We start from the raw sequence: 3659 nt of genomic DNA, 5'->3' as shown, positions 1-3659 counted from the left end.
AGCAGAAAAAAGCGCGAATACAAAATTTCATGAGCTGGTCGATAGCGATGACGTTGATATCAGCACTATTGAAAAAAGTTAATATTCATAGAGTGAGTATAGGTTCTATAGGATTATCCTTTACTTTATTTGTTACCATGCCATTTTGGGCAGGATATAATGTTTTAGGATTGGTTGGCTGGTTCATACTTGGGGTGCTGTATTCAATAGTTTTTGTAACTAATATATTGGGAATAACCAAAAAGTTTGATGAGATTAATCTTGTTACAGCTTTCTCATTATATCTATTAGGATGTTGCGCAGGATACTATTGTGGTTATATAACAATTGACACTTCTGAGGATACATTAGGTGAAAATGGCTTTCTAATTTCAATTTGTTTTGTATTGCTTAGCTTATTGATTTACTATGTCTATCTTTTTAGGAAGTATAAATTGTCGCAATGAAAAAATTAAATATAGTCGGTGGCGGTTTAGCTGGTGCCGAAGCGGCTTGGCAAGCTGCAAACCGTGGTATAGAGGTTACTCTATATGAGATGCGTAATCAATCAAGGAAAACTGAAGCTCACCAAACTGACAAATTAGCTGAACTAGTCTGTTCAAATTCATTTAGAAACGATGATCCAACTAGTGCTATTGGTCTACTACACGAAGAAATGAGAAGATTAGATTCTCTCATTATGCGCGCTGCAGATAAAACAAAAGTTCCGGCTGGATCTGCTTTAGCTATGGATCGAGATCAATTTTCTCAAATGGTCACTGATTTAATAAGCAAGCATAGCAATATTACTATTGTGAGAGATGAAATTAAAGAGTTACCCTCAGAAGGTAATTGGATAATTGCCACAGGCCCTCTAACATCAGGTGGGCTTGGCTTACATATTAGGGATGTAACAGGGGAAGATAAGTTGGCATTTTTTGATGCTATTGCCCCGATAGTGTACAAAGAAACTATAGATTTTAATATAGCCTGGTTCCAATCTAGATATGATAAGGAGGGCCCTGGTGGTACTGGCAAAGATTATATTAATTGTCCGTTGAATAAGGATCAATATTACGATTTTATAGACAAATTACTCTTGGGTGAGAAAACAGAATTCAAAGAATGGGAAAAAGATACACCATATTTTAATGGGTGCTTACCTATTGAGATAATGGCTCAGCGGGGACGAGAGACTTTAAGATTTGGTCCTATGAAACCTGTTGGTCTTACTAATCCGTACAGCCCGGAGAAACCATATGCAGTTTTGCAATTACGCCAAGACAATGCTTTGGGTAGTTTATATAACATTGTTGGTTTTCAGACGAAGTTGAAATATGGAGCACAAAAGGAAATTTTTTGTTCTATACCGGGGCTTCAAAATGCTGAATTTGCTAGACTTGGTGGGTTGCATCGCAATACATTCATTAACAGCCCAAAGTTGCTTGGATCAAAATTAGAACTCAAAGCGCGGCCGAATATAAAATTTGCCGGTCAGATCACTGGGGTAGAGGGGTATGTAGAAAGTGCGGCAATGGGATTGTTAGCGGGCCTATTTTCTTCCTATGAATTACAAGGAAAACAAATTGCTACACCTCCAGCTCAAACAGCAATAGGAAGCTTACTTTTACACTTAACGTATGGAGCTGATTCTACAACTTTTCAACCAATGAATATTAATTTTGGTCTGATTCCTGAATTTGATCAGAGGATACGTTCAAAACAGGATAGGGGTGCCGCTATTTCAGCAAGGGCATTAGCATCTCTTGATGCCTGGATTAATCAAGAAGGAGTTAAATATGCATAAAATAACTAGTGATGAATTTCTAGAAAATTGTCAAAAAGTTGGTATTTACTATCAGGAGATCCTTACTCATGTTTTAAATAATAAGAATTTTGTTGCTCCTTTGAAATATTCCGTTAATGAAAAATACCAAGAAACGACTTCTAAAGTATTTGAGCAAATTATTGAACATCCAGAAAAATTTACTGATATAAATTTAGAATATGTACAAACCTTTCAAAGACTAATTAGTGATTCAGTTAATAAATTTATTGGCAAAAAAAAGGGTAAGTCTGTTACTGAGGAAGAATCGACTGATAGAAGATTTAAAGACCCAGAGTGGAATCAAAATATTTATTTTGATTTTATTAAGCAGTATTATTTAATTACTTCAGACTGGATACAAAAAGGCATTGCGCAATATGACCTTGATGAGGATAGTAAGAGATATGTCCAATTTTCGACAGGGCAGTTTATTGATGCAGTTTCACCAACAAACTTTGCATTTAGTAATCCTGTAGTTATAAAAGAATCTCTTGAAAGTGGACTAGAAAATATTGTCAAAGGTATGGAAAATTTTCTTGAAGATATAAAAAAATCTAAGGATTTATTCAATATATCAACTACTGATAAATCATATTTCAAAATTGGTAAAGATATAGCCGCAACAAAAGGTAAGGTAATATACCAAAATGACTTAATGCAATTGATTTGTTACCAACCAAAAGAAGAAGCTTACGCAGTTCCATTGCTTATTATTCCTCCATGGATAAATAAATATTATGTACTTGATCTTTCAGAGAATAATTCGATGGTTAAGTGGTTAGTTGATAATAATTTTCAAGTTTTCTTGATTTCTTGGGTTAATCCAAAGAAGAAGCATGCTCACAAAGATTTTGAAGATTACTTAAAAGAAGGGATCCTTGATGCAATAAATGAAATTAAAAAACTCGGATTTAACAAGATTAATACTCTTGGATATTGTATTGGTGGAACCCTGCTTACTATTGCTTTGAGCTACTTAAAGAGTAAAAAAGATAAATCAATTGCTAGTGCAACTTATCTTACGACTCTTGTAGATTTTTCTAACCCTGGTGAAGTCGGTGCTCTGGTAAATAAGCATACATTTCCGTTGATTGAGCAAGATGTTAATGCAAAAGGCTATTTAGATGGAAAATATTTATCAAATAGTTTTAGCTTGATTCGTGCAAACGATCTCGTATGGTCTTTCTTTGTAAATAATTATTTATTAGGCAAGGCTCCGGCCGCATTTGATATTCTGTATTGGAATTCTGACCCTACAAATCTTCCGGCAAAAATGTATATTTACTACTTAAAAAATATGTATATTGACAATAAGCTTATATTGCCCGATGCGCTTGAAATGTTAGGTACTAAGATCGATGTTTCAAAGATTGATATACCATCATTCTCTTTGGCTGCAAAAGGTGATCATATTGCTCTTTGGAATGCAGTATATGATGGTTATAAAATACTTTCTGGTCATAAAACTTTTTGCTTAACTGATGCTGGACATGTTGCCGGTGTAGTTAATCCAGCAAACAATAAAAAATATTCTTATATTATAGGCGAGAACGTTGATGCTGATTCTAAGATTTGGCAACAATCAGCTAAATCTGAGCAAGGATCGTGGTGGAATGGTTGGAAAGAATGGTTGACGGTGCATAGTGGGAACATAGAAAAATCCATTGATTACGATAAGCTAGAATTTATTGAACCAGCTCCAGGTAACTATGTTAAGAAATGAATAAAAAATTCATTTAGCTTTCCCGTGGTAAATAATTCGTATGTAATTAATTAGTCTCTCCGTCAAAACTCTAAATTTTTGATATAATTTCAAGAATTTCAAAAATAAATCACCGCACATTCATTTTTT

At 34.2% G+C, this 3659-nt stretch carries 3 protein-coding genes; all 3 read left to right on the top strand.

From position 1 onward, the window contains the following. The coding region (locus Megvenef_RS07970; RefSeq protein ID WP_322777420.1) for a hypothetical protein at positions 1–446 on the top strand (446 nt) is incomplete at its 5' end. After that, complete coding sequence (trmFO, locus tag Megvenef_RS07965) at positions 443–1786, top strand: methylenetetrahydrofolate--tRNA-(uracil(54)-C(5))-methyltransferase (FADH(2)-oxidizing) TrmFO (RefSeq protein ID WP_322777419.1); 1344 nt, start codon at positions 443–445, stop codon at positions 1784–1786. The genes Megvenef_RS07970 and trmFO, both read left to right, overlap by 4 nt. Further along, the gene (locus Megvenef_RS07960) at positions 1779–3530 is read left to right on the top strand and encodes a PHA/PHB synthase family protein (RefSeq protein ID WP_322777418.1); all 1752 of its coding nucleotides are present in this window, start codon (positions 1779–1781) and stop codon (positions 3528–3530) included. The genes trmFO and Megvenef_RS07960 overlap by 8 nt, the downstream gene beginning before the upstream one ends. The last annotated feature ends 129 nt before the right edge of the window (positions 3531–3659 follow it).

Source organism: Candidatus Megaera venefica (assembly GCF_034554655.1).
Lineage (GTDB): Bacteria > Pseudomonadota > Alphaproteobacteria > Rickettsiales > Rickettsiaceae > Megaera_A > Megaera_A venefica.
The sequence above is the reverse complement of the archived record's forward strand: the minus strand, read 5'-3'. Positions and strand labels throughout refer to the sequence as shown.